Annotated in this window: 23 protein-coding genes, 1 other RNA gene and 1 pseudogene; 11 read left to right on the forward strand and 14 right to left on the reverse strand. The window is 56.4% G+C overall.

The genetic code is table 11. The features are described 5' to 3' along the window. Window positions 1–76: 76 nt before the first annotated feature. Window positions 77–1,159 carry a serine hydrolase domain-containing protein gene (locus tag LIX93_RS08170; RefSeq protein WP_226503497.1) on the reverse strand — a complete coding sequence of 361 codons (1,083 nt, stop codon included), beginning with the start codon at window positions 1,157–1,159 and terminating at the stop codon, window positions 77–79. Window positions 1,160–1,278: 119 nt separating this feature from the next. Here LIX93_RS08170 and LIX93_RS08175 point away from each other — a divergent pair, with 119 nt between their 5' ends. The 3 genes from LIX93_RS08175 to LIX93_RS08185 all read left to right on the forward strand — a co-directional run bounded on the left by LIX93_RS08175 (window position 1,279) and on the right by LIX93_RS08185 (window position 4,642). Beyond that, entirely contained in the window at window positions 1,279–2,160 is an 882-nt protein-coding gene (locus LIX93_RS08175) for a LysR family transcriptional regulator (protein ID WP_226503498.1), read from the forward strand. A gap of 180 nt (window positions 2,161–2,340) precedes the next feature. Next, window positions 2,341–3,363 carry a DUF2242 domain-containing protein gene (locus LIX93_RS08180; protein ID WP_226503499.1) on the forward strand — a complete coding sequence of 341 codons (1,023 nt, stop codon included), beginning with the start codon at window positions 2,341–2,343 and terminating at the stop codon, window positions 3,361–3,363. Between the two features lie 115 nt (window positions 3,364–3,478). Continuing rightward, entirely contained in the window at window positions 3,479–4,642 is a 1,164-nt protein-coding gene (locus LIX93_RS08185) for a putative zinc-binding metallopeptidase (protein WP_226503500.1), read from the forward strand. A gap of 120 nt (window positions 4,643–4,762) precedes the next feature. Here LIX93_RS08185 and LIX93_RS08190 read toward each other — a convergent pair whose 3' ends face one another. Beyond that, complete coding sequence (locus LIX93_RS08190) at window positions 4,763–5,251, reverse strand: GNAT family N-acetyltransferase (protein ID WP_226503699.1); 489 nt, start codon at window positions 5,249–5,251, stop codon at window positions 4,763–4,765. Between the two features lie 172 nt (window positions 5,252–5,423). Between LIX93_RS08190 and ffs the strand changes: the two genes are divergently transcribed. The 4 genes from ffs to LIX93_RS08210 all read left to right on the forward strand — a co-directional run bounded on the left by ffs (window position 5,424) and on the right by LIX93_RS08210 (window position 7,725). Then, window positions 5,424–5,520, forward strand: an RNA gene (gene ffs / locus LIX93_RS08195) — signal recognition particle sRNA small type. A 318-nt stretch (window positions 5,521–5,838) separates the two neighbouring features. Further along, window positions 5,839–6,276, forward strand: coding sequence for a hypothetical protein (locus LIX93_RS08200; RefSeq protein ID WP_226503501.1), 438 nt, complete (start codon window positions 5,839–5,841; stop codon window positions 6,274–6,276). Beyond that, window positions 6,273–6,644 carry a hypothetical protein gene (locus LIX93_RS08205; RefSeq protein ID WP_226503502.1) on the forward strand — a complete coding sequence of 124 codons (372 nt, stop codon included), beginning with the start codon at window positions 6,273–6,275 and terminating at the stop codon, window positions 6,642–6,644. The genes LIX93_RS08200 and LIX93_RS08205 overlap by 4 nt, the downstream gene beginning before the upstream one ends. Window positions 6,645–7,230: 586 nt before the next feature. Continuing rightward, window positions 7,231–7,725 (forward strand): hypothetical protein, encoded by a 495-nt coding sequence (locus LIX93_RS08210; protein ID WP_226503503.1) that lies wholly within the window; start codon window positions 7,231–7,233, stop codon window positions 7,723–7,725. Between the two features lie 663 nt (window positions 7,726–8,388). Here LIX93_RS08210 and LIX93_RS08215 read toward each other — a convergent pair. Then, entirely contained in the window at window positions 8,389–9,027 is a 639-nt protein-coding gene (locus LIX93_RS08215; RefSeq protein ID WP_226503504.1) for a recombinase family protein, read from the reverse strand. Between the two features lie 894 nt (window positions 9,028–9,921). Here LIX93_RS08215 and LIX93_RS08220 point away from each other — a divergent pair. Beyond that, on the forward strand, window positions 9,922–10,791 hold the full coding sequence (locus LIX93_RS08220; protein WP_226503505.1) for a HEPN domain-containing protein: 870 nt from the start codon (window positions 9,922–9,924) through the stop codon (window positions 10,789–10,791). A gap of 731 nt (window positions 10,792–11,522) precedes the next feature. Here the strand turns inward: LIX93_RS08220 and LIX93_RS08225 are convergent. The 5 genes and pseudogenes from LIX93_RS08225 to LIX93_RS08245 all read right to left on the reverse strand — a co-directional run. Continuing rightward, window positions 11,523–12,134: pseudogene (locus tag LIX93_RS08225) on the reverse strand (tyrosine-type recombinase/integrase); the annotation flags it as partial. Window positions 12,135–12,288: 154 nt separating this feature from the next. After that, window positions 12,289–12,759 (reverse strand): hypothetical protein, encoded by a 471-nt coding sequence (locus LIX93_RS08230; protein WP_226503506.1) that lies wholly within the window; start codon window positions 12,757–12,759, stop codon window positions 12,289–12,291. 117 nt (window positions 12,760–12,876) lie between these two features. Further along, on the reverse strand, window positions 12,877–13,224 hold the full coding sequence (locus LIX93_RS08235; RefSeq protein WP_226503507.1) for a hypothetical protein: 348 nt from the start codon (window positions 13,222–13,224) through the stop codon (window positions 12,877–12,879). A gap of 51 nt (window positions 13,225–13,275) precedes the next feature. Next, the gene (locus LIX93_RS08240; protein WP_226503508.1) at window positions 13,276–14,796 is read right to left on the reverse strand and encodes a hypothetical protein; all 1,521 of its coding nucleotides are present in this window, start codon (window positions 14,794–14,796) and stop codon (window positions 13,276–13,278) included. A gap of 598 nt (window positions 14,797–15,394) precedes the next feature. Continuing rightward, on the reverse strand, window positions 15,395–16,366 hold the full coding sequence (locus LIX93_RS08245; protein WP_226503509.1) for a DUF4238 domain-containing protein: 972 nt from the start codon (window positions 16,364–16,366) through the stop codon (window positions 15,395–15,397). 211 nt (window positions 16,367–16,577) lie between these two features. Here LIX93_RS08245 and LIX93_RS08250 point away from each other — a divergent pair, with 211 nt between their 5' ends. Further along, window positions 16,578–18,008, forward strand: a complete 1,431-nt coding sequence (locus tag LIX93_RS08250; protein WP_226503510.1) for an IS1182 family transposase — start codon at window positions 16,578–16,580, stop codon at window positions 18,006–18,008. Window positions 18,009–18,188: 180 nt separating this feature from the next. Here LIX93_RS08250 and LIX93_RS08255 read toward each other — a convergent pair whose 3' ends face one another. Beyond that, a complete protein-coding gene (locus tag LIX93_RS08255; RefSeq protein ID WP_226503511.1) occupies window positions 18,189–18,635 on the reverse strand; it encodes a hypothetical protein in 447 nt (148 codons plus the stop codon). A 74-nt stretch (window positions 18,636–18,709) separates the two neighbouring features. On the opposite strand from LIX93_RS08255, the gene LIX93_RS08260 reads away from it, so the two are divergent. Then, complete coding sequence (locus LIX93_RS08260; RefSeq protein ID WP_226503512.1) at window positions 18,710–19,102, forward strand: MerR family transcriptional regulator; 393 nt, start codon at window positions 18,710–18,712, stop codon at window positions 19,100–19,102. Between the two features lie 423 nt (window positions 19,103–19,525). Here the strand turns inward: LIX93_RS08260 and LIX93_RS08265 are convergent, their stop codons facing one another. After that, window positions 19,526–19,801, reverse strand: coding sequence for a DUF3077 domain-containing protein (locus tag LIX93_RS08265; protein WP_226503513.1), 276 nt, complete (start codon window positions 19,799–19,801; stop codon window positions 19,526–19,528). A 497-nt stretch (window positions 19,802–20,298) separates the two neighbouring features. On the opposite strand from LIX93_RS08265, the gene LIX93_RS08270 reads away from it, so the two are divergent. After that, window positions 20,299–21,672, forward strand: a complete 1,374-nt coding sequence (locus LIX93_RS08270; protein WP_226503514.1) for a Fic family protein — start codon at window positions 20,299–20,301, stop codon at window positions 21,670–21,672. 237 nt (window positions 21,673–21,909) lie between these two features. Here LIX93_RS08270 and LIX93_RS08275 read toward each other — a convergent pair whose 3' ends face one another. The 4 genes from LIX93_RS08275 to LIX93_RS08290 are packed head-to-tail and all read right to left on the reverse strand — an operon-like array spanning window position 21,910 to window position 25,946. Continuing rightward, window positions 21,910–22,989, reverse strand: coding sequence for a chemotaxis response regulator protein-glutamate methylesterase (locus LIX93_RS08275; RefSeq protein WP_275948745.1), 1,080 nt, complete (start codon window positions 22,987–22,989; stop codon window positions 21,910–21,912). Then, window positions 22,986–23,792: a CheR family methyltransferase gene (locus tag LIX93_RS08280; protein ID WP_226503516.1), complete on the reverse strand. Its 807-nt coding sequence runs from the start codon at window positions 23,790–23,792 to the stop codon at window positions 22,986–22,988. The genes LIX93_RS08275 and LIX93_RS08280 overlap by 4 nt, the downstream gene beginning before the upstream one ends. Then, window positions 23,789–24,304, reverse strand: coding sequence for a chemotaxis protein CheW (locus tag LIX93_RS08285; protein ID WP_226503517.1), 516 nt, complete (start codon window positions 24,302–24,304; stop codon window positions 23,789–23,791). Before LIX93_RS08285 ends, LIX93_RS08280 begins: the two co-directional genes overlap by 4 nt. A gap of 10 nt (window positions 24,305–24,314) precedes the next feature. Continuing rightward, window positions 24,315–25,946, reverse strand: coding sequence for a methyl-accepting chemotaxis protein (locus tag LIX93_RS08290; protein WP_346015219.1), 1,632 nt, complete (start codon window positions 25,944–25,946; stop codon window positions 24,315–24,317). Window positions 25,947–25,949: the final 3 nt, after the last annotated feature.

Genomic DNA, 25,949 nt, shown 5'->3' on the forward strand with positions numbered 1-25,949 from the left:
GTTCGTCCAACACCGGTTGGCGGGAGGGTAGTGGTCATCGGGAGATTGCTCGGTTACGGGTGGAGCGGGCGCTATCTCACACCCCGTAGACCGCGTTGCGCAGGAGCCGGGCCAGAGCCGAGTCCGTTGTGTTTCCAGCTGTGTTGGTGAGGGCGACCCCGCTCAGGCGCTTGAGCGGATCGACGAACCAGGAGTGACCGCCAGCGCTGTGCAGGCGCCAGGTGCCGATCGATTCCGGGCTGTCGGCGGCCAGCGGGTCGCGCAGCACCGTAAAGCCCAGGCCGAAGCCGCGACCGGGCCAGCCTTGCAATTGCAGATCGCCGGTCTGGATGGCGGCCATTTCGCCGATCAGCACTTTGGGCAGCAGCACGCCGCCGTCCTGGCGCAGGGCCTCGAGCAGCAGCAGGTAGTCATCGGCACAGCTCAGGATGCCGTCCTTGAGCGGATGCACTGCCTGGCCCTTCACGAATACCGGGCCGGGGCCGGGCCGATTGGCCACGACATACCCCGTGCTGCGTAACTGCAGCGGGCCGATGACATAGCGTTGCAGGGCCGCTTCGAGGGAGCCGCCGGCGAACTGGGCGATCACGCCAGCGAGTACGTCACTGGCCATGGAGTAGCCCCAGGCGCTGCCCGGGCGATAGCGCAGCGAGGCCATGCCGAGTTGACGCAGGGTGTAGGGCAATTGGGTGTCGTCGGCAACGCTGGCATCCTGATAGGCCTCGGCCGCGACAGCGGCGGCGGGCAGGCGTCGGGGGAAGCCGGCACAGTGGCTGAGCAGTTGCCGCACGGTGATGACCGCCAGGCTGCCATCGGCCAGCAGGGGCGTGAAGTCCGGCAGCCAGCGATGAATGTCTTCGTCGAGGCTCAAGCGCCCCTCACCGACCAGAGCCATGGCCGCCACCGAAACCAGCAGGCGTGAGAGGCAGGAGAGGCGGAATACGGAATCGGCCGCGACAGGCGTGCCGTGGGCAGGGTCGAGCACCCCCACATCGCGCTGGTAGATAACCTGTCCGTCCAGTGCAACACGGATCTGCCCGCCGATCAGATGACCGCTGCGCAACGCCGATTCGATCGCTGCATCGACGCGGCAGCCAATGGCCCCAGCGCTGAGCAGGTCGTAGGCGTACACCGTACGAAGCGGGACATTGACGGACATTTTCAATCCAATTGAAACAATTTTGATAAAGCGATGGTAGCGGGGGGCGCAAGCGCAGAAACAGAGGGTACACTTCCGATCTAAGCGGATGTTTGTGTCCGCAATCAGGGAGTCCTGCAATGGACAAGCTCAATGGCATCACCGTGTTCGTGCAGGTGGCTGAGAGTCGCAGCTTCGTGGCCACCGGCCGGGCACTGGGGGTTTCGGCCTCGGCGGTCGGCAAAAGTATCGCGCGCATGGAGCTCAAGCTCGGCGCCCGGCTGTTTCACCGCAATACCCGCAGCATCAATCTGACCGCCGAAGGCGCCATGTTTCTGGAGCGCTGCCGGCGCATTCTCAACGAGCTGGAGGCCGCGGAACAAGAGTTGTTCATGACCTCCGAGTCGCCCAAAGGGCGCTTGCGGGTGAGCATGCCGCAGGTGGGCAACGTGATGTTCGTGCAACTGGCGCGGTTCATGGAGCGTTTTCCGGAAATCCAGCTCGATCTGGAGTTCACCGATCGCCTGGTAGACGTGATCGAAGAGGGTTTCGACGCGGTGATCCGTACCGGTGTGCTCAACGATTCACGGTTGATGGCGCGGCGTCTGGGCGACTTCGCCTTTCACATCATCGGCGCTCCGGCGTACTTTGAGCGCTTCGGTGTACCGAGCAGTCTTGATCAGTTGAGCGAGCACCATTGCCTGCATTACAAGCTCGCTTTCAGCGGCAAACTGGAGCGCTGGCCATTTCGCGATGTGGCCGCCTCGGTCGAAGCGAAGATTCCGGTCACCATGGTCTGCAATAATATCGAGATGCTCATCCATGCCGCGCGCATGGGCCAGGGGCTGGCCTGCGTGCCTGAGTTCTCGGTGCGCAAGGACCTTGAGGAAGGGCGCTTGCGTTCGATCATGGCCCCGCAGCTGGATCGTGCCCTGCAGATGCAGGTGGTGTGGCCGTCGAGTCGGTTCCTGACTCCAAAATTGCGCGCGTTCATCGATTTCATCTGTGAAGAGGGGTTGTAGGCCGTCAGGTGATTGTGCAGCGTTCAGGCGCGGCTCTTGGCGGGCAAGCCTTTGAGTCGTGCAGCTGTGAGAGCAAGGCTTGCCCGCGAAGAAGCCGATACAGCTGAGATCTATTTCAGGAATCTCCCATCGTCGAGCATTGTGAGGCACAATAGCCGCAGACTTTTTTCGGGATTCGCAATGTCCAGATTCACAGGCTTCGGCTTGCCCCGTGCTGCGGTGGCGCTGGCGGCCGTGCTGGCCAGCCTGGCCGGCTGCTCCAGCAACAAGCCAGCCATCTATGATCATGAAAACTTCGACGAGTCGGGGACCTATTCCCGTACCTACCCGGTGACCGACGTAGCGTCCTGCGAAGCGGCGCGGCGCGCCTTGCTGAGCCAGGGCTACATGATCACCAGCAGCGACCCCAAGCTGGTCAGTGGTCACAAAAGCTTCCAGCAGACCGGCGATACCCACATGGAGATCAGCTTCAATGTGGTCTGCGCCACCGATGGCGGGCATGGTGCGACCATGTTTGCCAACGCCCTGCAGGACCGCTACGCGCTGAAGAAAACCAACAACTCGGCCAGCCTCGGGGTCGGTGTGCTGGGTTCGGTGTCGATGCCGATCGGTTCCACGGATGATTCGATGGTCAAGGTGGCCAGCGAAACCGTGACCTCGGACAAGTTCTATGATCGCTATTTCGCCCTGGTGGAAAACTTCCTGCCCAAGGATGCCAAGCCCAAGCCCACCGTCGAGGTAAAGCCCAAGGACGAGTTGGGCGTGCCTGAGCAGCCAGCCGAGCAAAAGCCTGGTGCGCAAGCGGCGCCTGTCGTGCCTGTGCCGGCAGCGGTGCCTGCTTCGGTAGCGCCTGCACCTGCGGCGGCGCCTGTGCTGCCCGCAGCACCGGTAAGCCCGGCGGCCTCGGTGGTTGCCGCGCCTGTGGCCACGGGCGCTGCGGCAGTCGCGACCACCGAGCCGGTTGCCACGCCCGTACAGCCGGCCGCCGCTGCCGCCGGCGCGCCAGCCCCGACGGTTGCCAGCACTGTGAGCTCTGCCCCCGCAGCGTCCGCGCCGTTGACCTCGACCCCAGTCGTTCCGGTAGCGCCAGCGGTGCCTGCGCAATTGCAGGCCGTGGATGAAACCGTGCAGTCGCAGCCGGTGGTGCCGCCGGCCGATCTCGAGGCGCCGATCTCCACCCAACAGCAGGCCAGCACACCTTGACGCTCAGTGCCCGGCAGCCACCGCATGCCGGGCACTTCACGCCATTAGGCTCTTCGATGAAACCTTTTTCTCCGGGCCATGATCTAGTCTCTGGCAGGTCATCCAGGAGAGCGTCATGTACCGGTTTTTCGAACAATTGAGCACTAGAATCGCCGCCCCCTTCATCCAGAAAGAACGCCGTCACAGCAAGGTCTGGGAATGTCAGTGCGGTCAGTCGATCTTCTTTCGCAACAGTCAGTGCCTGGCCTGCCAGGCGGCGTTGGGCTACTGGCCCCACCGCGGGATGTTGTCGTCGTTATCAGCGGGCCCTGAGCTGGGTACCTGGAGCCTGGATGCCGAAGAGCAGGCGGGGCTGTTCCGTCGCTGCGCCAACCTCGATACCCCAGCGGCCTGCAACTGGCTGATCCCGATGAACGACAGCGGCGACCTGTGTGTCGCCTGCGCGCTCAATCGCACCATTCCCGATCTGTCGGTCCCGGAAAACGCCGGTTACTGGTGCAAGGTCGAGACCGCCAAGCGCCGCTTGGTCGCCCAATTGCTCGACTTGGGCCTGTGGGTGATTCCCAAGACCCAGGACGAGGTCACAGGGCTGGCCTTCGATTTCGTCGGCGTCGACATCAGTGGCGTGGCGCCGACGACCGGCCACGCTGACGGCCTGATCACCCTGGACATCAAGGAAGCCGACGACGCCCACCGCGAGAAGGTCCGCCTGCAGATGCGCGAACCCTATCGCACCCTGCTCGGGCACTTTCGTCACGAAGTCGGCCACTACTACTGGGACCGCCTGATCGCCGACAGCAAGTGGTTGGAGGATTTCCGCAATCTGTTCGGCGACGAGCAGGCCAGCTATGCCGATGCGCTGCAACGCCACTACGACCAAGGCGCACCGCTGGACTGGCAGGAACACGCCGTGAGCGCCTACGCCACCATGCACCCATGGGAAGACTGGGCCGAAACCTGGGCGCACTACCTGCACATGATGGACGCGGTGGACACCGCCCTGGGCTTTGGCATGAGCGCCAAGCAGATGGACCTGGACTACCAGCCGTTCCCGCTGGAAACCCTCTACGACCCAGAACACAAGAGCGGCCCGGCGTTTCTGGCGTTCGTCAATGCGTGGATCGAGCTGGCCGGGATGCTCAACGAGCTGTCACGCTCGATGGGGCAGCCGGATTTCTACCCATTCGTACTGCCGCCTGCGGTGATCGCCAAGCTGCACTTCATTCACTTGGTGATCCAGGACGCCGGCGGGCGTGCTGATGAAGTGCTTAACGTCTGACCCCTGCGGTACCCCTGCCTCGGGAATGTACGGCTTCGCGCCGCACATCCCTGGGGACACCCATGATATTGGCCAGCAGCACCGGTCTCTTAGCCGCCACTCAAGCCCCGCAACTGTCCTTTACAACCCCAACACCATCCGCCGCTCAAACCCGACCCGGCCTTTATAAGCCTCACCCTGATCCACCCAGCCCATCGCCGTATACAACCCCAGCGCTGCCTCATTCCCCGCATCCACCGACAACTCCAGCCGTATCACCTGCGGCCACACCTTGGCCACAGCCGCCGGCAACTCCGCCAGACACGCGCGCCCAAGCCCGCGCCCCTGCTGGCGATAATCCACCTGCAGGGCATTCAGCGTCGCGGCCTGCGCATGAGCCCAGGGTGCAAGCATCTGCCCGCGCTTGATCAGCAGAAACGCCAACGGCACACCCTCTACCAACAGCGCAAAGCCACGCACCGCATCCTCCGACAGCCCCACGAGGCCGTACAGCGCGCTGGCGATATCGCCGCTGAAATCCTTTTGCTCGGGCGTCACCTCGATGTCCAGCAACTGCTCGCGCTGCTCGGGTGTCAGGTCCAGATAATCGACCAACTGCACAACTACCACCTTAAGCACTGTTTTGAGGGGCAAACAGGGTCGCTCGCCAAGGTTCCCCAACGCAAGCGGCAAGTGCCTGAAGGCCATGGAAATTTTCTCTGCGATCAGAGGTTGTAACTTCTCGCCAGACCGGTACAATGGCCCCGCTCGCCGCCAGGTGAGCAGCGCGTTATGGTGACCCCATCGGTCCCCCCGCATCGATTACCCGTGAACCTGGTCAGATCCGGAAGGAAGCAGCCACAGCGGGAACATTGAGTGCCGGGGTGTGGCTGGTGGGGTTGCCTCCATTCTTAAAACTCGTTGTAAAACAATGAGTTGTCAGCTGAAAAATCTCGATGTGTGACAGCGTTTAGGTACACCTAGATGGTTCACCTTGCTGTCATTTTATATCTTCTGAATCCGACATTCCAACGTATTCCAGTTCACGCCCCGCGTTCCGTAGACTTGGCTCCTAAGAAACTTGATCGCACAGAGTAGGAATTTCATAAAAATTAGGTATAGTGGCGATAATGCCATTACGCGATTTTTAAATCGTTTAGTAAGGCCACATGACTGTTATTTAAAAAATATTAAGCTGGGATGCTGGAGAAATTATCTTGAGTCTGATCGTGGATGTGGTCTCTTTTCTTGCTAACCTGTTGACCGTTGTAGCGTCCACTATTGCTATCTATTTATTTTTTGCAAAGGGTAAAGAGATCTCTACTGTGTTCTCTCTATTGGTTAATTATACTTTTCAGTTGTCTATTTCTGAGATAAAGGAAAAGCTTGAGCGATTAAATGACTATAATGCCAAGGATCCGGGCAGCGGTGATATAATTGAAAATATTTTTCATGAGATAATTGGTCAAATTCGAGGGAATGATAAGCTTAAGGGCCATTTTCACGAGTTAACAGAGAGAATGGAAGAGCTCGCCTCAAACAGACGGAAGCTCACAGAGCCTAAAAAGCGTGCAGTTGTCAGTGAGTTGCGAGAGAGGCTGAGAAACCTGAATGTTGCCAATATTGATAGCCTGATGGGGGGAGAAAGGGTATGAGCAAGATCGTAGAAGCCATCAATGTGATGGTATCTAATCAGGATAAAATTGATACTGCGCTACAAGGCGAGTACGCATCAGAAATTTTCTTTAGCTATCAGAATAAGCATAAGTGGTCAATTGTAAGAAGTGATGCCGATGATTTCTATCTTCATTATTATCCTATAAGAACCTCTCTTGCAGAGTTGGCTGAATGGCCTGATGAAGCTTGGCATAATTTCGGCGGAATGGTTTCATATAACTCAAAGGATCTTGGTACTAAAGAGGCTAAAGAGTCGCTCCGGGAGCTTTATACAGTAGTGAAAGAAAAGGTTTTTGGTATGGATGATGTTTTATCCGATATTATAAATAGTGACGCGGACTGGTAGTAGTTACGCCTGTTGCAACGAGGCTGGGGTTCTGGGATCACGCCATATATTTTGAGTGGTTCACGTAAGGATGACGACCATGAAGGCAATCGCTGCAACTTTTCTTTTCGCTGCTCTGGCAGGTTGTGCAAACCATGAACCCGACCCGTCCCAACTGGCGATTAGAGATGATGCACAGTGCCAGTCCTATGGGGCGAAGCCCGGATCAGATGCCTACGTGCAGTGCCGAGTGAGCTTGGCGAACCAGCAGGGACAAGCGAACGAAATGCGTCGACAAAGGGCACTTCAAATACTGATGAACCAGCAGGGGCAGAAGCCACAGTAGCCTTACAAGTTGCAACCTGTACCCGCCAAGCAGCAGACCAACTGCATTTCCAATAGCGTAGGACAAACCGTCTACACAAGTTGCCAATAGACTTTCTGCGCTGGTAGTGGCGGGGGCGAGTATGTCGAGGTACGGCAGGACGGTGATGGTGAGGCCGCTGGCCAGAGCAGTTGTCTGGATGTCAAAGGATGCTCTTGCCCTGCGGGCAAGTAGCCACTACTCTGGTGCCCCGTATTCTGAGTTTTTTGATAAGGATTTCGTATGCACCATATTATCCGTGCCTGTGCGTCTTTGGTTGCCCTTGGTCTTTCCACCAGCGTATTTGCTCAGTGGAGCACGACTATCGAAGATGACATTTTTTCGGGCGGCAAGAAGGGCATGATGCTTGCCGACATCGGTGCTCGGCAGGCCATTGCCTTTGACTGTGATGCCGACAACCTGACGGTCTCCTTTATCACTGAAGGAAAGTGGCCTGCGGACGGACGTAGCACTGGCTGGGACCTATTGATCAAAGTGGATCAGGGCAAAATCCATAAATTCCTAGCTGTGAGTGGCCAGCGCAATTCCGACCATCTTCAATACCTTGCTTCAGACAAGGCAGAGATTCTGGCTGTGGTCAAAGAAATAAAAGACGCGAAGTCCCAGATTCTATTGGGGCTGCAATCTAAAGAGTACGACTCGAAATGGTCCGGCACTGTTGACACTGCTGGCTCCACGCGCGAGGCAAACAGGTTCCTTACGGCTTGCAAGTTGTGAGGCGCTGGGATCATCTGCCGGTAAAGATCACTGCCATTAAAATGTTTGTGGCGGTAGCGCTGGCTGGGGCAATGGGCCTCGATGCCACCACCGCGCAGGCCCAGACTGGGAATGAAATGGGAAAAAATTGCAGGTCCTTCTTGAAGGATAAAATCCCTGATGGCGAATATTTCAATGCAGGTCTCTGCGGGGGGGTGTGGCGGGCGTTACAGACACGTTGAAGGTCGCGCATTTTGGGGGTCCGCAGAAGTTTCCGGTATGCATTCCAGACGAAGGTTTTCACCATGGGGCAAGCGGCTCGCATCGTTGTTAAGTATTTCGACGACCATCCAGAATCTTTAAATCGCGATGCAACGGTCTTGCTATAAAAGCCTTCGCTGCCGCCTATCCGTGCAAGTGACAAGGCCGTTTTCTGTCGACAACCATTCCCGCCGCGACAGCAACCTTGCAACTTGAAAAGCGATTGCATGGGCTGGCCATAAAGTAAGCCGAGGCGTAGGCATTGCTTAACGCGGGTCGACCGGGCCTCATGGCAGAGCTCCAAAGGGCACCATAAATAACTTCTCAGTTGTTAAAGAGCGGTGCTGCCAGAAGGCCCTGTGAGGCCAGATGGTGAGCGTTCATACGATGCACCTCCTCGGGTGTCGTCTGTTGCAGTGATGCTCAGGCTTGATCCTGAGCGGTCTTGGCTTCACGTTTGATCCTATACACCGTAGCAACGCCACAGTCAGCAAGCTTGGCCACGTCATCAGCACTCATATCTGGGTGCTTGGCTGCCAGTGCATATACTTTTTTCCAGAGATCGAAGTTTTTCGTCTTGCCTGTCGGCTTCCACTCAGGATCAGCGGCCTTCTTGTTCTCTATGCCTTGCTTGATCCGCTCAACACGCTTTTCTTGATCCAGCCGTGCCATGGTCGCCATCAGGTCCAAGAGCATGTTGTTGATCACTTCCATGATCTGTCCTGTGATGCCTTTGTCTTGCACCAGCATATGACTGGTGGGCAGGTCAGCGATAACCATACGCAGGCCCTTGGCCTTGATCGTGGTCTTGAGCACATCCCAGTCATCCTGTGAGAGTCTCGAGAACCGGTCCACGCTTTCGCACAGCAGAATTTCACCTGACTTGGCGGTATCGAGCAGACGCATCAACTCTGGTCGGTCGACCTTGGTCCCGCTGATGTTCTCGGCATAGACGCCGACCACGCCCAAACCTTTCTCGACTGCAAACGATTCCAAAGCCACTTTGGCACGGAGTGCATCTTGATCCTTGGTCGAAGCTCGGAGGTACAAATGGGCGTTCATGGTCAACTATCCTTTGGCATCTTTGTCGATAGGCCAATGATAGTACGATCACATAGCTATCGCTAAGACTTTTATGATAGTGCCCGACAGGCGGTTATCGCACTACCGTACGAGTAGACTGCTTTGATAGCCGGTTTGGCGAATTACAAGCGAGCGCTGAGCCACCCAAGGTAGTCATTGCCAGCGTGCGTGAGCACGAGGTGATTATGAGCGGTGGATTTGTAGTCTCGGGTGAGGTGCCTTGTCAGTAGCAAGGAATCAATGACTGCTTGGTCATCAGGACTGAAGTGAAGCCAATACTTGCACCGGAAAACTAACAGCAAGACGCGAAGTTGGTCCCGCTGGGAGTCCTTCACCGGACAGCAGCCAAGAGAAAGGGCTGTAGGTGATGCTCATGGTTCACTCATCCAGCAGTTCAACAGTGCGCGACCTTTATCCGTGATCCGCACACGCAATTCACTGCCTTGCTCGCTCGGAATGAACTCAGTGGTCAAATGACCAGAGTCGATAAGGCGCTTTACCCATTCAAGGCAATCACCCTGCAACGTGATCCTGCGGCCTCGGGCGGCCTGTGTGAGCAGAATTTCAGAGAAGGACATTGGGGCGGGCATTCAGGCAGGTCCTTTGCTGGATTAGTTCGAGCGTTTTGGTGCAGAAAATCATAGTTGGAGCGTCGGTGACAGGATCGGGCCTAACCGTTTCTGGCCAGAGTCCCCGGAATTAATGGGCTACACGCGTGCTACAACTTCTACGGTCTATCAATTCCCTACAGAAAATATGGTATTGAGCCTATTTCTGGGGGTTATTTGGGGTTATTGGGGGTTATTGTTCTTCGCTAATTGCAAGGCTTGTATTGTAGACTTGTGTTTACGATGATCAGCCCGGACAGCACCCATGGAAGTCATAACGGAAAAGTTTTTGCGAAAAGCTGATAATCGCTTGATCGATGAGGACGTAGCCTTACACCAGCGACCTTTCCACGTTATGGCAGACTGGATGGACGAACAAGGGATAGCTGGTGATTTTTTAGATGAGGGAAGATGGAAGCCCCTGATGGCGGCGTACAAAAAACTCTACCCAACCGGCGATTTCTCCATGCCGGGGCTTTTATCCGCTGGTGTAGCGATTCGCGACAGAATGTACCCGGTACATGTCGGAATTGGATTCGGTACTGTGAGTATCGATCCACTGGAAATGATCACAATAACAAGAGAGGAACTTTCCTCAATATTCAATACCAATCCTCAGGAAGGCTGGAAAGCTCTCTATGGGGTTTGTGATCTATGGGATTTTTCATACAGTATTGATGACTTGCGATTTAACGGCTCTCCGGCCACAGACCTTCTTAATAATGCAAGGTCGGCAATAACAGCTACAGCTCGCACCCTGTTAGGTTCAACAAACATAGATTCCGCTGTGCAGTCATGCTGTCTTGCTGCTGAATTATCGATAAAAGGTGTTCTTGCAATTCTGGGCGTATCAGAAAAGACAATAAAATCTTTGTCGCATAATTTAGTGAAAGCAGCCGACCTACTAATAAGTATGAGATCAAATGGTAACGATCAAATGCTTAGAGATGCTTGCAGTAATTTCCCCAATTACGTGAGCACCCGTTACTCCTCTCACGGACTCAAGCGTGTTGAGCTAATGGCACTTGCGATGAGGTCACAGTTCGTCGCCGCTGAGGTTTTGCGTAGAGTTTCCGAAAGGGATTTCGCGAGCGACATCTATACTGCTACGAAGCAGGCTCGACCCAAGGTATAGAGTAGTTAAATAAGCATGGCATCTGACGGAAGGGAATCTACTCTGCATAGCGTCCGCTATGGCGAAATGTCATGTGCTCTTAACTGGTCAATCAAAGGCTGATGCACGGTCAAGGCAAGTCAGCACTACAGCGGCGCTGTGAGGTCATTCACCAGTGAAGGTTTACCCCACCTCACGGTGGACGAATCGACCTATGACCTCCGGTCGAACACTATCCAATAAATGAAATCACAGAAAATCTGTCTTTGATCTTGATCTTGATCTTGATCTTGATCCTCTCTTTTCGTGCAGAACACGAAGTGCGGTAGCACTCGTCACCCACGAACAAGGTGATAACCCGTATGCCCGGCATACTATTCCGAGCAAAGGCACCAGCAAGGGCGGTTTTGTGTCGACTACTTTTATTGGAGGGTGATTCTGTGCTGAAGTCTTCTGTGGTGCGAAGTCACCAGAGTTTAAATCTCAGACGTTGACGTCTGACGTAATTCCTTTCATATGTAAGGGATTTCAACAAGTGCCCGTATTACGTGGCCTGTAGGCAATATCTCTCATAACTTTTTAAGTAAAGCTACGCGAAGGTCATGCTGCGAGTGAAATACTTTCACCGGATTGCACAGATGCCTTGCTGGGGCTGTACCACGCTTTCAGTGCCCCCCTTGTTCGCTGTCGTAGCTACGATAGACCAGCGATGGGTTGATCAATATTTTGATTTCCCCTTCTCTCATGTTGCCTGTCTGCTCGGCCATCTCAAGCACGTCGTCCACTTCGATGCCAAGATATCTGACCGTGTTTTCCAGCTTGGTGTGACCAAGACGTATCTGTACTGCTCTGATGTTTTTCGTTCTCCGATAAATCAACCATGCCTTGGTCCGTCGCATCGTATGAGTACCATATGGCACTGGGTCGAGGCCGATGGAGCTTACCCAGGCTTTCACTATGCGCGAGTATTGACGCGTGGATAGGTGCTCGGAAGTTGTTAGCCGACTGGGAAACAAGAAGTCTCCGTTTCTGAGTCCAGCCTGTATTACCCATTCCTCCACAGCGAGTCGCGTCTGCGCAGTGATCTCGAATTGGGCGGGCCGTTTTGTCTTCTGCTGCATCACCATTGCCCTAGCTACAACGTGATTTCCGTGCGCGACATCACGAACACGTAGCTTCATCAGATCGCATGCACGAAGCTTGCTGTCGATTGCTAAATCGAAAAGCGCTAGACACCTCACGTTTTGCGCAAGCTCAAGCCTGATTCTGATGCCCCAGATGTCTCGCGAGCGGAGCGGTGATTTTTGACCAACCAGCTTGCCTTTATTCCAGGGCTGGTACGAGGTAGCAGTTTTTGCGTTAATGTCATTACCTCCGTTTATGGAGGTTTAGCATGACCCTGTGCAAGAAGGGCAGCAGTCGGCCAGAAGCGGACATTAAGATTCAAAATAACTTGGGCTCAGAGGGGAGCGAAGCTTCCTGTTGCAACTACGGTTGAGCGAAGTCAAGTCGCAGCAATCATTCATTGACCAAGTCTTCAGTAAGCCACGGCTTAGCGCCTTGAACCGGAATTCTCGATGCCTTGATTCGTTGTATGCGGATAGGATTCCATTGATGTATGAGGCTTTGCTCATAGCCCTCCGCGTTCGTAAACAGATCCTCGCCGATCTCCGCAATAAATAGACTAAAGCCAGAGCGAAGCAACCCCATGAGAAGGTGTTGATAGCCGGCGTTGTAGCGAGCGGAGCCCTTGTAACCACCCGCTTGATTGGGGCCAAAGTACTTGGCTTTACCAATATAGTAAGGTCTTTCTCCATCGTCAGGATGATGAAAAACGTAAAGGCAATATGAGCAAGGCAGCGCCTCGCATGCGTTTTCTTTTGTGAAGTGCCGCCAATTCAGTTGCATTTGCTGATGCTCAACGCTAGGCATAGTCGGCCTGCTGTAGTGGTTCAGTTGATGGGCTTGTAGGGTGGGCAGATGGGCCATCACAATATCGCCCCCAAGCCGTTCATATGGACCGCCAGTGCTTGGCCAAGGTAGCTCGGGCCAAAGGGGCTTTTACAGTGGCCCCAGGATAATCAAAGAACAGAGCGGCGCACTGCACTAGTTGGGCTTTGGGGGCCACGGAGCGCCGAGTGGCGTTAGCTTGTCTTTGATTGCTGCTTCAATAAACTCGTCACTCGTATTGAATTTCTTGTGAAGCTTAATGAAATCATTGGCATCCATGCCGAGATTGTAGAGTAAACCTGCTTGGGCGTATTTGCTCAGTCCCGGCAGGTCTGGAAGCACGTTTATAAAAGAGTCTTTCCAAACGCCCACTGCTTCTGGGCCAAGCTCAGTCATAATAACATCTTGAAAGCCTATTTTGGCTAACTGAGTTTGTGCTTTGACGCGGGCATATTTCTCTTTACTGGTGAAATCCACAGGTGGCAGTTGGTTGATGGCATCCACTGCCAATTCAAGCCTATCTAGCTGCTGGCTCGCTTTCCAGTAGGCGTAGACTTAGCTCGCAACCGGAATTTTGGGAGCGACTTTTTGGAGGATATCTGATAGATCTCCTCCAAAGGAAGCTATCCGGCGATATTTATCAGCATCTGTGCCACTCCCACCCAGCTCAAACTCAATTTGCTGCAGTCGCGTCATGCTATAGGCGGAATATTCGGGGGAACAGGTCTGCACACAAAGCGAATAAAGATCAGCAAAGTCTTTGGCCCACGCTTTGTTTGGATTAGCTCCGACGACATCGTTAATTCTCGTAGTTGCTTGTTTTGCCGACGCAATCCTAGCTGGATCGTTTGTTGAGTTTTGAGCCCCCCCAATTACGGGGGGCTCTCCCCCAGGCATTGGGATGGTGACGCCGACAGCCATATTTACGCTGCAGTTCTTCCCAGGCTTTTTGCCACCCAGACCGCACATGAACTCTTCAAACTCCCCCCAGAATTCATCAGTGTTGTGCCAGACTATTTTTCCCAGATTTTTTGGCGTTCGCTCGACTTCCCGCCAAACCTTGTCGAAGATGTTGTTGCTCTTCTTCACGACTACAGTTTGCACCGTGCATTGCAAGTTGCTCTCGTTAATCACTGTGAGTGATCCCGTAGCACCTTGAGCGTTCGCGCAAGCTATAGGGAACACCGACCTCTTCGCATAGTCAACTTTGTATTTATATCGGTAGCCATCGGAGCCTAATTGTTCACAGACGGCAGAGCTGGGCATTGTTCTTGGGTCAAGCGCCCAAAAAATGTCATTCATGTTGCCAGTGAGGCCACTAATTAGCCCAGACGTCGAAGATGCGAAGCTGTCTCCAACACAAGTTATTTTAGTTCCGTCCGGGGTGACAATTTGTGTAGTGTCTTGGTATCCAAACTGTTCGGCTAATGAATTCTTAATTTTCCAAGGTAGCGCCGTCCATGTCCCCGTTTGCTGGCCATCACTCATGGAGCCTAGAAAAACCGCAGAGGGAAACTCTCCTCCGTTGGGATATAAGAAAATCTTCAATGGGCCATCCGAGAAATCGCCACCCTTAGATGTTCCATATATGACAGGCTTACCGAAAATGCTGATAATGACAGGACCCGACACCGCGAGGAGGTCTGAAAATTCGCCCTTTATCGACATTTGGCTTTGCCGATTGAGGAGTGAGCCTTGTCCTTTGGGACGGCCGTTTTCAAAAGCGCCTGTATAGATGAACCCTGGCCACGTGTCGGAGTAACCCATGATTGCGCCCGGCATAGGCGGTATCCAAGGGCCGCCAAATACCAAACGGCCTTGCCCGTGAGCTTTCCCGTTAAGAACCTCACCTTGGTAGTTCTGGATGGAAATATATTGATCACCTTCGACCTTTATTCGCGCTTCCTTTTCCTTCCATTCCTTAACTGCTATACCGGCTGTATTGGGTGACAAGCCATTCACGAACTCGAGAAAATCAATGTTTGCGGCAGGCTCGGTGCCGCCTGATGCAAGTGGAATTTGGGAAAACATCGAGAAACTCATCGCACATAACAGTGTTCCAAAAAGGTTCTTCATATCGCTCTCCTCGACACAAAATCCAATCATAGGGCGAAATACCTAGCAACGTGGCGGCTACCGTTGTCTGCTCTTTCGCAAGTGCGGCGTACGCTGCTTCGCTTGGAGCATTCGCTGTCTTCTCTTGTGTCGCACGCAACTTGAGCTCGTTTTAGGCGTCGGCCAATCCTTCTAAGATAGCCAACCCTTATGGTGCGTAAGCGAAGTCACCATGGTTATCGATGTAAGCACGGGCACAATGGGTATCGAAGGTTGAGATGTCCGAAAGCGGCTCAGGTGACCCTTTAGACCATGCGTGAATTTCCTGAATAATCGCCATTCAGCGTCTTCCTTGACGTTGCGTCACACATATCTAACAACGTTCCACAGAGTGGCAATTTGTTACCTATATGTCTAGTGAGAATCAGAAAAATGGGCAACCTTGTCCTGCATCTGGCCGGTAGGGCGCTCCATAAGAGGCAGCTATTGGCCGATTTCTGCCTGTCGCCATGGGCTGAAACCAACCCGTAGCGGACATTCATAACGTTTGACAAAACAGGCGTCCATCATGCCTAGCGCATTGGGCACCTTTTGGATAAAAAGGTTAGGCATCAGCATGTTAAGCCACTGTTGAACGTGGGCCTTGTCTAAGATTCGGATATTCCGCGAGCATTGTTTGCGCTAGGTTGAAGTCGTTGGACGTGGAAAAGATATAGCGCTCGCTCCATGCAATCTGCAGGGAGTTGAAATTCTCAACATTAGCAACTGAGTACTGCACTGGCTTGCCACTCAAAAGGGAATCGCTCATGGCAACGATTCCTTCGGGATCAGCTCCATCTTCCGCTCTTCGCGTGGCAACCAATGACCGTGCGCCACGGTGAACAAGATCGGTCAGAGTAGGGCACCACATTGCCAGAGCTCGAGTAGGCGAAAGTGGAAGGTAGATTTCAATACCAGGAGTCGTCAGTCCAAGGTTCCCTCGAAGAGCCCGATCAATCATGTTCTGACGCGTTAACGGATTGTCGCTTAGAAGGAATGGACGTTGTCTTGATGTCGCAGCGAGAACCCAGTCCTTGCCTAGAAAGTGATCTGCGTAAATTGAGGGGGCGCTGAAGACAATCCTTGCGGTCTGTTCCTTCGAATCGCTCTCCGGAATATCGCGAAGAAGCTCTTCGGCCTGTGACCCAGGCGCAATTTGATCGCCATTCTGCTCGAAGTGTTCCCTCACCATTCTGGGGAACGCGTTCCACTCCTCGCGAAAGGTCTTGGTTCTGGTGAGTTGTACCGCAAGGAACGAGGCCAAGATGTGCTTTTGCTCATCCGCAAGGCTCGAGAGCGAGTCAGCATCGAGGATCGTGCTGATCACTAATTTGGCATGCCCTTCTAATTCAGAGAGCCACGGCTCGATAGATAGCGGCTGGCCTTGATACTCAAAGTCGTAGAACCGATTTTCACTGGCAAGATTCTTTGTGTTTGAAGGAAAGCTTCGATTCGAGGACTTGTCATAGACCCAGACCTGATCTTTCTTTCCGTTACCGAAGTTCCGCATGAGGAATTGCGGCACGTAGTGCTGAACTTTTGCGATCGTCATCTCAGCTGTGCTCTCGTGGTGTGCTTAGAGGTGGCGCAGAGAATGAGACGTGGCCCAGACGCCCTGTGGCCTTCTAGATTCGAAAGCTGTATCGATGACGCTACCCATTTGCCGTCACTGTGTCCACCGTCTGCTTCTGGCCCAGAGTGTGTAAAAACGCCCGGACAAACCCTTGCTATGATTTCTGAGATATTCATCGCGAGGGGAACCCATGAAACGGTTTATCCAAGGTGAACACCGAGGCCAAAGCACCTTGCTTCCCGAAAGCCTAGACGACTACGTCGGCGATACTAATCCGGTGCGCGTAGTCGATGTCTTCATCGATGAACTCGACCTTGCTACGTTGGGTTTTGATGGCGTCATTCCAGCCGAAACCGGCAGACCTGCATACCACCCAGGGATCCTGCTGAAGATCTATATTTACGGCTATCTGAACCGCATCCAATCGAGCCGACGCCTTGAGCGAGAAGCCCAACGCAACGTCGAACTGATGTTGCTAACCGGGCGGCTCATGCCCGATTTCAAAACCATCGCGAACTTCCGAAAAGACAACAGCAAGGCCATTCGCGGCGTCTGCCGCCAGTTCGTTTTGCTCTGTCAGCGGTTGGGCCTTTTCGGAGAAACCCTGGTCGCCGTCGACGGCAGTAAATTCAGGGCGGTTAACAACCGTGACCGCAACTTCACCAGCGCCAAACTTAAACGGCGGATGGAAGAAATTGAGTCGAGCATCAGCCATTACCTGGCTGCACTTGATGCAGCTGATCGGCAACTGCCAACTGCCTCCGAACCAGACGCTACGCGCCTCGCAGAGAAAATCGCGAAGCTTGAAACTCAAATGAAAGAGCTTCGACTGATCGAATCTCAGCTCAACAGTTCGCCTGACAAGCAGGTCTCGCTGACCGATCCAGATGCCCGTTCGATGATGACGCGTGGCAACGGAATCGTCGGCTACAACGTGCAAACAGCGGTCGACACCCAGCACCATTTGATCGTCGCTCACGAGGTCACAAACGTCGGTTCTGACCGCGACCAACTCAGCTCCATGGCGAAGCTCGCGCAGGAAGCCACCGGCTCAGGAGCATTATCGGTCGTGGCTGATCGGGGCTACTTCAAAGGTGAAGAAATCCTGGCCTGTCACAACGCCAATATCAGTGCCTACGTGCCAAAGCCGATGACCTCAAACGCCAAGGCAGATGGGCGACTCAACAAAGATGCCTTCGTTTATGACGCAACGAAAAACGAATACACGTGCCCGGCTGGTGAGGCACTGATTTGGCGATTCTCCAGCGTTGAGAAAGGCATGAATATGCACTGCTACTGGAGTTCGAAGTGCCAGAGTTGCACGCTGAAAACTCAGTGCACGCCAAGCACAAATAGTCGAGTAAGGCGCGGGGAGCATGAAGCTGTGCTGGAGGAAATGCAACGTCGGTTGAACCAGGAGCCGGAGATGATGCGGGTTCGAAAACGGACGGTTGAGCATCCCTTCGGGACGCTCAAACAATGGATGGGGGCAACGCACTTCCTTACTCGAAAACTTAATGGAGTGAGTGCGGAGATGAGCTTGAATGTGATCGCCTACAACTTAAAACGGGTGATGAAAATCATCGGCACCGAAGGCTTGTTGAGGGCGATGACGGCGTAAAAGCCTCGGCTTTTGCTTCTGCAAGAGGTGCCCAAGCGCTTCATAAACGCTTTGACACGTCACCAGCGCGGATCATGGTAAATGCTCGGGAAATCGCCACGCCCAAGAGCGCTGAGCTTAGGCATCCAAAGTACGAAAGTGTTTTTACACACTCTGGACCCGAAGCTGCTATTGCGTCTGTTACACGCCGAGACCAGAACGGCTTGGGCTAGGATTCGTTCGAACCTTTCGTGGATGGTTCAGTGGCAGGATTTGCGCGATGGCAAATCCCACTTCGAAACAGGTGAAGCCAAGGATCAGAAAACTGGCTCCGTGGGCTACCGCGAATAGTTGCCAGACAGCGAACAGCATCCTCGCCACAGCGTCATATAATCCAACGCTACGGCTCGGCTGTAGTAACCGCCAGAGCGACCATACCACCACCACGCTGCCCAGCAGGTTGGCGAAAAGCATGGCGGTAATGTCCAGTGTCGGTATTGGTCGGTCCAATGCAAGCATGCTGGATAGCGTGGCGAAGCTTTTAAAAACCAATCCCGCGGTCAAAGGTGTCATAAAGCCCGCAGTAACGACCAGGTCGTAGAAAGCGCTTACCCGGACAATTTGTAGATTTCTGTTTGCGCTGATCATAATGGGCTCTCACAGTTCGAACCCGCAGGCTAAAGCCTGGTGTTAGGTCCAGAGTCAACGCGAGATTGAAATTTATGAAGATCGGAGAAGTGGCAGCATATACGGGGGTCTCAGTCGACGCCCTAAGATTTTATGAAGAGAAAGGCTTGATCAAGCCGCTTCGTGCTGCCAACGGCTATCGGTTTTATCCTGAGCAGATGCTGCAACTGGTCGGGTATATCAAGTTGGCGCAGCAGCTTGGATTTTCGCTAAGAGAGATCGGCGAGAATCTGCCTTTATTGTGGAACAGTGAAGGCGCCTCCAGCGGCCTGCTGGCACAGTTATTCGAAGAGAAAATCGCTTTACTTGATGAGCGCATCGGACAAATGCGCACGCTGCGCAATCTCTTGGCCGAGCGAGCGGCGCAGGTATGCCCTTTAGTGGGCACCGGTCACGTCCCGGCGATCAACGGCAGCAACATCTTGTGATCGAGAGGGCGGTGCTAGCGCGCGCCAGGGCGGCCTTAGATATCCGCGTCGAACCCTTTTGCCGCCATCGCGTCGGTGGCAGCGGCATGAGCCAGTCCGAAGCCTATGCGAGGTAGGCTGGGAACGGAGTCTTCAAAGGCGACCAGCTTTGCTATTGGATGTCCTTTTTGGTGATGATGATTCCGCTTCCTCGGGCTGCTTCTTGCACCAAACGCGATAAATGAGTCTTTGCCGTGCTGATGTTTACGGTGGTCACATTCATCCTATCGAGCGTTCTCTATCTTCTGACAAGTCGATTGCCCCAGGAGGGATATAAGAGCCTGCCCCGGTTTGGTGTATCAGCGCCATTCGTGGCGGCTGATATGCCCTGTCGGGGGCAAGCCCTCGCGCTACAGGTGGGTGTTGGCTATCGAATGCAGGGCCTCAAGCGTCCATCCCGCCAATCAACGAATCGACCACCGCTTTGGCGGACTTGAGCGTGTGGGCCATGGCGAAGGCGTCTTCACTGGAAATCACTCGTGCGCCCATTGCGGTGTCGTGTAGCGACGCATGCAGGGAGTTGAGCAGGGCGGAGACGGTTTCCATCGCGTCGGCGATCGGGATGTCGGGGGTTACGGCGAACAGGGAGCGGTCGAGGTGGGCGTCGCCGGTGGGGCAGAAGGCGTGGCCGGGGGCTGTTGTAATCTTCGATTCAGTCATAAATGCAGTTCCAATTGTTTTTAGGAGCTGCAACCGTCCGTTACCAAGCGAAAGGTGGCAGCTGTACGCAGGTTGGTAAACCGGTCGGAACCACCCGGCAGGCCAAAGCCTCCCGCGTACAGCCGCCATAATGCAATTTGCAGACACGACAGAGCGGTCAGCAGATTGATCAAGCGCTGAAGAATTCCGAATCGGGTTACCAAGCCCGGTCGCTGATGAGCAGCGACGTCGGCACCATACCGATGACGGGGAGGGCTGGCAAGGCTGGCTATATCACAGCAGCCAGGTAGATATGAGCTGTGGCATGTACGCGCAAGGCCCGCTTGCCGAAATCCGCTTCCGAATTCCATTACGGCAACCTCGAACCTGCCGAATTACCTGATTCGGCAATATTGTGCCGAATTATTGCCGCAATATTGCCGTATTATCGCCGTATCACTATTATCGGCCCATTGCCCAACACCACCCCAGGGCGCCGAGCCGAAGCGACAATGATCATGGCGAACAAACCCAACCGTAGCAGCCTCATCGAGTTCTTCCGTGCTCGCCCGGAGTCCTGGCTGTCCCTTTCCGACCTGGTCCAAGCGTTCGACGTGCCCGAGCGAACCCTGCGCAGCTGGCTCGGCGCTGCTCTGCAGCAAGGCGATCTCGAATCCCGAGGCAGCACCAAAGCCCGTGCCTACCGCCTCGCTCGGCCCGCTGTGTGGGCAGCGCCGCCGCCATCAGCGGCCTACGAAGTCCGAGAGTCCGGTACCGAGGCCGTGTTCTCCCCGCGCAGCGCCGAGATCATCCGCCGTGTACGGGGCCCCTTGTTCTCCCGTAATCCATGTTCCTATCGCGAAGATTGGCTGCGCGGATACCAGCCAAACATCACCCACTACCTGCGCCCCGAAGACCTGGCCCTGCTCCACGAAAACGGCCGCCGTGCCAGCGACGAGATGCCGGCCGGCACCTACGCGCGCAAGATCTACAACCGCCTGCTCATCGATCTCTCCTACAACTCCTCGCGCCTGGAAGGCAACACCTATTCGCTGGTCGACACCGAGAAGCTGGTGCTGGAAGGCATCGCCGCCGACGGCAAACTCGATATCGAGCGGGTGATGATCCTCAACCACCGCGAGGCTATTCGCTATCTGGTCGACGGCATCCATTCGCTGGAGGCGACCAGCGACAATATCCGCACCCTGCATTACCTGTTGGCAGAGGGGCTGGTCGCGCCGGGCGAGGCGGGCAATCTGCGCGATGACGGCGTGCGGATATCGTCCAGCAGTTATATCCCTTGGGAGGGCAAGGCGCGTCTCGAAGGTCAGCTCCATCTCATCGCCAACACTGCCGCCCAGATCCGCGACCCTTTCGAGCAAAGCCTGTTTCTGCTGGCGCATGTGGCCTACCTGCAGGGCTTTATCGACGTCAACAAGCGCACTTCGCGGATGGCCGCGAATATCCCGCTGGTGCGCTACAACTTGGTGCCATTGTCGTTCGGCTATATCAGCACCGAGGACTACGCCAGCGCGATGATCGCGGTGTATGAACTCAACGAGATCGGCCCGCTGGCGGACCTCTATCTGTGGTCGTATATCCGCAGCTGTGGACGTTACGGTGCGGTGGCGGAGTCAGTCGGCATCGATACGCTGCGCGTGTTGCATCGCCAGCAGAGAAGGGCGCTGATCGCTCGCGTCGTCCGAGAACAGCTACACGGTGAGGCGCTGGAAGGGGTGCTGGCAGATGCGATCAGCTCACTACCACCAGAGCAGCAAGACAAGTTCATCGAGGACACGCGTTACGATCTGCAGCATCTGTCGAACGTGAGCATTGGCGGCATGGGCCTGACCCGCGCCCAGCTGGAGCAGTGGCTGGCTGAACGCGGATAACCGGACGGGAAAAATCGCAGGCAATAAAAAACCCGCCGAAGCGGGTTCTCCCAAGACCATCCCAACATCCTGTCGGTGGCCATCCGGGCCATGGTCGATCGTCCTTGATCCAGCAGCGCTGCCTGCGTTGCTGTTGATGGGTCTAGATTACTGCTTGGCCCCTGTCAGCAACAGAGCCAAACACCGCCGCGTCGTGTAAGCCTTTGGCTATAGCGTGCGTCGTCAACCGGCAAGCCCTCAGCGCCGCTTGCCGTTATCCAGCACCCGCGCGGCGATATCGTCCAGTGCCACCACCTGATTCACGCCGCCCAGCTTGATCGCCTCGCGGGGCATGCCGAACACCACGCAACTGGCTTCATCCTGGGCGAAGGTCTCGGCGCCGGCGTCATACATCTCCTTGAGCCCGCGGGCGCCGTCGTCGCCCATGCCGGTCATGATGATGCCGGTGGCGTTGCGCCCGGCGAAGCGCGCCACCGAGCGGAACAGCACGTCCACCGAGGGCCGATGGCGATTGACGTGGGGGCCGTCCAGCACCTGCACGTGATAGAAGGCGCCGCTGCGCTTGAGCACCATGTGCTTGCCGCCGGGAGCGATCAGCGCCAGGCCCGGCAGCACGCGGTCATTGTTACGGGCTTCGCGCACTTCAATGGCGCACAGGCTGTTGAGCCGCTCGGCAAAGGACGCGGTGAATTTTTCCGGCATGTGCTGGACGATCACCAGCCCTGGGCACACCCTCGGCAAGCGCGTCAGCACTTGCTCCAGCGCCTGGGTGCCGCCGGTAGAGGTGCCGATGGCGACCAGGCGCTCGGTGGTCTGCGCCATGGCCTGGCCACTGGCCGGCAGGATCACGTCAGCCGTGCAGCGCGGCGGGGGCGCCACGGCGGGCCGCGGCCGGGCCTGCAATACGCGCAGATTGGCCTTGGCTGCACCGCGTACTGCGCTGAGCAACTCGGCCGCCGCTTGCTGGAGGAAATCCTTGAGGCCGCTGCGCGGTTTGGTGATGACCTCGACGGCTCCGGCGGCCATGGCCTGCAGCGCGGTTTCGGTGCCTTTTTCGGTCAGCGACGAGCAGATCACCACCGCGGTGGGGCGCTCGCTCATCAGTTTGCGCAAAAACGTCAGGCCGTCCATGCGCGGCATTTCGATGTCGAGGATGATCACGTCGGGCCAGCGCTTGGCCATTTTATCCAGGGCGAACAGCGGATCGCTGGCGGCGCCCAGCACTTCGATATCCGGCTCGCCTTCGAGGATGCCCTGGATGACCTGACGGACCACGGCCGAATCGTCGACCACCATGACTTTGATCCTGTTCATCATGGTTTGCGGTAGATCGAAGGCGAGATGACGTCGAGGCTGTCGCACACGCCGTTGAGGCTCTCGGAGTGGCTGACCAGAAAGTACCCACCGCGGCGCAGGTGCGGCAACAGGCGCTGCACCACTTGGCGCTTGGTGGCCATGTCGAAGTAGATCATCACATTGCGCAGCATGATCACGTCGAATTCGCCTAGGCGCGGCAGCGGTTCGTTGAGGTTGATGCGGGTGAACTGCACGCGTTCGCGCAGGCGCCGTTCTACCAGCAGGGTGCCGGCCTGGCGGCCGATGCCTTTGAGGCAATGGCGGCTGAGCAGGTCGTGGGACAGGTTGCGCGCGCGCTCCATGGGGTAGTGGCCGGCGCGGGCCTTGTCGAGCACCTGAGTGCTGATGTCGGAGGCCAGTACTTCCCAGGGGCTGTTGCCCAGGCCGTCGGCCAGGGTCATGGCGAGGCTGTAGGGCTCTTCACCGCTGGAGCAGGCGGCGCTCCAGATGCGCAGCGGCCGCGTGCTGGAGGCGTGGGGCAGGACCTGCTCGCGCAGGAAGTCGAAATGCTTGGGCTCGCGGAAGAAATACGTCTCGTTGGTGGTCAGCATGTCCAGCGCCATCAACGACTCGGCGGCGCCTTCCTGGCTGCTGATCAGGCGAAAATAATCGCCATAGCTGTTCATCTCGTGATGGCGCAGGCGCTTGGACAAGCGGCCTGCTACCAAGGCTTTTTTCGCCGGGCTCATGTGGATGCCGGCGGTGGCGTGCAGCCAGGCCTGAAACTGCTGGAATTCCCTGTCCTTCAGGGCGACGCTGTTCATGCGGCGCTGTCTGCGGTGACATTCGACAGCACCGCCATGTCCTCGACGCTCAGCACATGATCGACATCCAGAGCGATGACGAATCGCCCGTCGATGCGCGCCATGCCGCTGATGAAGTCGGTGCGGATGCGCGAACCGAAACTGGGCGGCGGCTCGATGGCCTCGGCGGGAATGTCCAGCACCGCCGACACTGCGTCCACCAGCAGGCCGAACACTTGGCGTTCGCCGTCTTCGGCCTGTACTTCGATGATCACCGTGCAACTGCGGCGGCTGATCTTCGAGCGCGGCTGGCCGAAGCGCGCCGCCAGATCGACCACCGGCACCACGGCGCCGCGCAGGTTGATCACGCCACGCACGTAGTCGGGCATCATCGGCACCACGGTGAGCTGGCCGAACTCGATGATCTCCTTGATGCCCGGGATCGCCAGGGCGAACAGTTCGTCGCCCAGGGTGAAGGTCAGGTATTGGTTGTCCTGGCTATCGCTGGCCGGGATTTTCTCGGCGGTACTCATGGTCGCGCCCTCAGAAGTGGGTGAATTCGGCTTCGTTGAGTTCCAGTGCCGGCTGCGCGGCGCGGGGCTTGGCGCGTGCCGGGGCAGGGCGCTGAAGCTGCGTGCGAGGGCGGGCTATGGGCGCCGTTTCACTGCTCTCGGACTCCAGCGTGAAGAAGGCCATGGCGCGTTGCAGTTGCTCGGCCTGGCTGCTCATTTCCTCGGCGGTGGCGGCCAGTTCCTCGCTGCTCGAAGCGTTCTGCTGGGTCACCTGATTGAGCTGGACCATGGCAATGTTGATCTGCGCCACGCCCGCGGCTTGTTCTTCGGACGCCGCACTGATTTCCTGGACCAGATCGGAGGTCTTGGTAATTGACGGTACCATCTCGCCGAGCAAGGCGCCGGCGCGTTCGGCCAGGTCGACACTGCTGGTCGACAGTTCGCCGATCTCCTGCGCGGCGATCTGGCTGCGTTCGGCCAGTTTGCGCACTTCGGCGGCGACCACGGCAAAGCCTTTGCCATGCTCCCCGGCGCGGGCGGCCTCGATGGCGGCGTTGAGGGCCAGCAGGTTGGTCTGGTAGGCGATGTCGTCGATGATGCCGATGCGCTGGGCGATCTTCTTCATGGCGGCGACGGTCTGATCCACTGATTTGCCGCCTTCGCCGGCTTCGCGCGCGGCCTTGCTGGCCATGCCGTCGGTGACCTTGGCGTTGTCGGTGTTCTGGTTGATGCTGGCGCTCATCTGCTCGATCGAGGCGCTGGTTTCCTCGACGCTGGCAGCCTGCTCGCTGGTGGCCTGGCTCATCGATTGGGCGGTGGCGCTGACCTCTTCGGAAGCACTGGCCAGGCCGTCGGCGGCGTGACGCACTTCACCGATGATGCGTGACAGCTTGCCGACCATGTTCTGCATGGCGCCGACCAGTTGCCCGGTTTCATCGCGGCTGGTGACTTCGAGGCGCGCGGTGAGGTCGCCTTCGGCCAGGCGCTGGGCCAGTTCGGCGGCCTGCTTGAGCGGACGGGAAATGATGCGCGACACGAACCAGGCCATGAACAGCCCCAACACCAACGCGGCGATCAGCACACCGACGATGGCGATGCGTGCACTGGCGTACACCCGGTCGCCCTCGGCACTGGCGGCGATGGCGCCATCATTGTTGACCTGCACCAGGCGCGACAAGCTGGCTGACAGCCGATCGAACACCACCTTCGAAGGGCCATTGAGCAAGGCGCGGGCCTGCTCCGTCTGGTTCTGCCGGGACAGGTCGAGCAAGCCCTTGCTGTTGTCGAAGTAGCTGTTCATGTCGGCACTCACGGTGTCGTACAGCTGCTGCTCTTCAGGGCTGCTGATCAGGCCGCTGTAATCGCTCAAACGTTTTTGCGCGTCCCCGCGTGATTGGGCGAGTTGGCCTTCGATGGTGACTTTGTCCTGGTCTTCGGAGAGCACGTGGCGTGCTTCGCGGGTGCGGTATTCGGACATGGAATAACGCATGCCGGAGGCCGTGCGCATCGACGGGATCCAATTGTCTTTCATGTCGGTCGAGGTCTCGTTGACCTTGGCCAGTTCGATGATGGAGAACGCGCCCATGACGACTGTGAGCGACAGCACGGCAATGAACGAGGTCAGCAGCTTGGTGGAGATTTTCAGGTTGTAGAACCATTGCATGAT

Origin of the sequence: Pseudomonas sp. MWU16-30317 (genome assembly GCF_020515695.1) — a bacterium.
GTDB lineage: Bacteria > Pseudomonadota > Gammaproteobacteria > Pseudomonadales > Pseudomonadaceae > Aquipseudomonas.

What these genes read in the sequence shown, in the direction of transcription:
- LIX93_RS08170 (WP_226503497.1), bottom strand. Translation starts at nt 1,159, where the DNA reads ATGTCCGTCAATGTCCCGCTTCGTACGGTGTACGCCTACGACCTGCTC.
- LIX93_RS08175 (WP_226503498.1), top strand. Translation starts at nt 1,279, where the DNA reads ATGGACAAGCTCAATGGCATCACCGTGTTCGTGCAGGTGGCTGAGAGT.
- LIX93_RS08180 (WP_226503499.1), top strand. Translation starts at nt 2,341, where the DNA reads ATGTCCAGATTCACAGGCTTCGGCTTGCCCCGTGCTGCGGTGGCGCTG.
- LIX93_RS08185 (WP_226503500.1), top strand. Translation starts at nt 3,479, where the DNA reads ATGTACCGGTTTTTCGAACAATTGAGCACTAGAATCGCCGCCCCCTTC.
- LIX93_RS08205 (WP_226503502.1), top strand. Translation starts at nt 6,273, where the DNA reads ATGAGCAAGATCGTAGAAGCCATCAATGTGATGGTATCTAATCAGGAT.
- LIX93_RS08210 (WP_226503503.1), top strand. Translation starts at nt 7,231, where the DNA reads ATGCACCATATTATCCGTGCCTGTGCGTCTTTGGTTGCCCTTGGTCTT.
- LIX93_RS08215 (WP_226503504.1), bottom strand. Translation starts at nt 9,027, where the DNA reads ATGAACGCCCATTTGTACCTCCGAGCTTCGACCAAGGATCAAGATGCA.
- LIX93_RS08220 (WP_226503505.1), top strand. Translation starts at nt 9,922, where the DNA reads ATGGAAGTCATAACGGAAAAGTTTTTGCGAAAAGCTGATAATCGCTTG.
- LIX93_RS08230 (WP_226503506.1), bottom strand. Translation starts at nt 12,759, where the DNA reads ATGGCCCATCTGCCCACCCTACAAGCCCATCAACTGAACCACTACAGC.
- LIX93_RS08240 (WP_226503508.1), bottom strand. Translation starts at nt 14,796, where the DNA reads ATGAAGAACCTTTTTGGAACACTGTTATGTGCGATGAGTTTCTCGATG.
- LIX93_RS08245 (WP_226503509.1), bottom strand. Translation starts at nt 16,366, where the DNA reads ATGACGATCGCAAAAGTTCAGCACTACGTGCCGCAATTCCTCATGCGG.
- LIX93_RS08250 (WP_226503510.1), top strand. Translation starts at nt 16,578, where the DNA reads ATGAAACGGTTTATCCAAGGTGAACACCGAGGCCAAAGCACCTTGCTT.
- LIX93_RS08255 (WP_226503511.1), bottom strand. Translation starts at nt 18,635, where the DNA reads ATGATCAGCGCAAACAGAAATCTACAAATTGTCCGGGTAAGCGCTTTC.
- LIX93_RS08260 (WP_226503512.1), top strand. Translation starts at nt 18,710, where the DNA reads ATGAAGATCGGAGAAGTGGCAGCATATACGGGGGTCTCAGTCGACGCC.
- LIX93_RS08265 (WP_226503513.1), bottom strand. Translation starts at nt 19,801, where the DNA reads ATGACTGAATCGAAGATTACAACAGCCCCCGGCCACGCCTTCTGCCCC.
- LIX93_RS08270 (WP_226503514.1), top strand. Translation starts at nt 20,299, where the DNA reads ATGGCGAACAAACCCAACCGTAGCAGCCTCATCGAGTTCTTCCGTGCT.
- LIX93_RS08275 (WP_275948745.1), bottom strand. Translation starts at nt 22,989, where the DNA reads ATGATGAACAGGATCAAAGTCATGGTGGTCGACGATTCGGCCGTGGTC.
- LIX93_RS08280 (WP_226503516.1), bottom strand. Translation starts at nt 23,792, where the DNA reads ATGAACAGCGTCGCCCTGAAGGACAGGGAATTCCAGCAGTTTCAGGCC.
- LIX93_RS08285 (WP_226503517.1), bottom strand. Translation starts at nt 24,304, where the DNA reads ATGAGTACCGCCGAGAAAATCCCGGCCAGCGATAGCCAGGACAACCAA.
- LIX93_RS08290 (WP_346015219.1), bottom strand. Translation starts at nt 25,946, where the DNA reads ATGCAATGGTTCTACAACCTGAAAATCTCCACCAAGCTGCTGACCTCG.